The 1,411-nt window shown below is 67.5% G+C and carries 3 protein-coding genes; 2 read left to right on the forward strand and 1 reads right to left on the reverse strand.

The genetic code is table 11. The annotated features are described in order from the left end of the window. Positions 1-136: 136 nt before the first annotated feature. On the reverse strand, positions 137-367 hold the full coding sequence (locus tag ABTX78_RS00005; protein ID WP_352204506.1) for a DUF5133 domain-containing protein: 231 nt from the start codon (positions 365-367) through the stop codon (positions 137-139). A 461-nt stretch (positions 368-828) separates the two neighbouring features. Here ABTX78_RS00005 and ABTX78_RS00010 point away from each other — a divergent pair, with 461 nt between their 5' ends. Continuing rightward, a complete protein-coding gene (locus ABTX78_RS00010) occupies positions 829-1,248 on the forward strand; it encodes a phage holin family protein (RefSeq protein ID WP_352204507.1) in 420 nt (139 codons plus the stop codon). After that, a partial coding sequence (locus ABTX78_RS00015) for a DUF3618 domain-containing protein (protein WP_352205003.1) occupies positions 1,245-1,411 on the forward strand: 167 nt, incomplete at its 3' end. The genes ABTX78_RS00010 and ABTX78_RS00015, both read left to right, overlap by 4 nt.

The raw sequence follows: 1,411 nt of genomic DNA on the forward strand, positions 1-1,411 counted from the left end.
CACGGCGACGCACCTGACGTACGACGTTCTCTGACAGCGTCCGTGGAGTCGGTGCTCGCCTAGGCTGATCGGATGTTCAATCGGTTGCAGGTCGGCCCGCGGCCCGGGACGCAGGTCGGTCGCCGGGCGACGTGCTTCAGACGACGCTGAGCAGGGAGTCGTCCTGCGGGCGGGCGCCCGGGAGCCGGTGGCGTGCGGCGATGAGTGCGGCGTCCACGTCACGCGTACCGGTGGAGACGCACAGGGTGTAGGCGACGTCGTCCATGCGACGCCGGACCTCCGGGCCTCCGGCCTCGGCGTGCAGGACCTTCAGCGTCTCGTACTGCTCGATGAGGTTCTGTAGTACCGCAGGGTGGGCCATCAGCACGGCAGGTCTCCTTATCCGTCATGCTCCGTCACGGTGGGACACGACGTCCCGCTCGTCAGCCGCGTACCCCTGCGAAACCCATGCATTCCACACGGGTTACGGACACGGCTTCAACAGGCCTTCACAGCGCAGAAGTTGCTCGACCCCATGTCGCGGGCAAGCGTGGTCGATGGAGTGAGCACCCCTTCGTCGGCGGAACCGCGTGTCCGGGGAGGAGGGGACACCGCCACCCTGCGTCACACTTCGCTCACACAGAGCTGCCGCGGCCCGCCAGGGTGCCGCGGCAGCTCCGTTCATGCCGTCGGTCCTCCCGAGGGATGGGTCCCTTCCCCCTGGGTACCCGCAGCGAAGCAGCGGTGGGGTCATGAACTGCGCTTCAGCGCCCGGCTGGGAGCGAAACCTCAGTACGACGACCGCACAGCACACCCCGCCGACGAAGCGAGGAGGGAAGGTGAGCAGCGGTGACCATCTCTGAGCGCCGCGTAGAGCACGGCGAATCCAAGGAATCAGTGAGCGACCTGGTCTCCCAGGCGTCGCAGCAGTTGTCGCAGCTCGTCCGCGAGGAGCTGCGGCTGGCGCAGGCCGAGATGACGCAGAAGGGCAAGCGGTTCGGCAAGGGCGGCGGCATGTTCGGTGGCGCCGGCATCGTGGCCTTCATCGGGCTTCAGGCCCTCGCTGCCACCGCCATCGCCGCGTTGGTACTGGTCCTGCCCCTGTGGGCGGCCGCATTGATCATCACCGGCGTGCTGTTCGTCATCGCGGCGATTCTCGCGGCGATGGGCAAGAAGCAGGTCGGTATGGCCACACCGCCCACTCCCGAGCGGGCGATCGACAGTGTCAAGGCCGATGTGGCCGAGATCAAGGAGAGGGCACACCGATGAGTGGCAAGACCGGGCCGAAGGACTCCCCCACCCCCGACGAGTTGCGTCGCCAGGTGGAGGGCACTCGTGAGGAACTGGGCCGCACCGTGGAGAAGCTGGCCGGAAAGGCAGATGTGAAGGGTCAGGCGCAGGAGAAGGCGGCCAAGGCGAAGACGCAGGTCCA

Source organism: Streptomyces sp. NPDC096193 (genome assembly GCF_040302905.1).
Classification (GTDB): domain Bacteria; phylum Actinomycetota; class Actinomycetes; order Streptomycetales; family Streptomycetaceae; genus Streptomyces.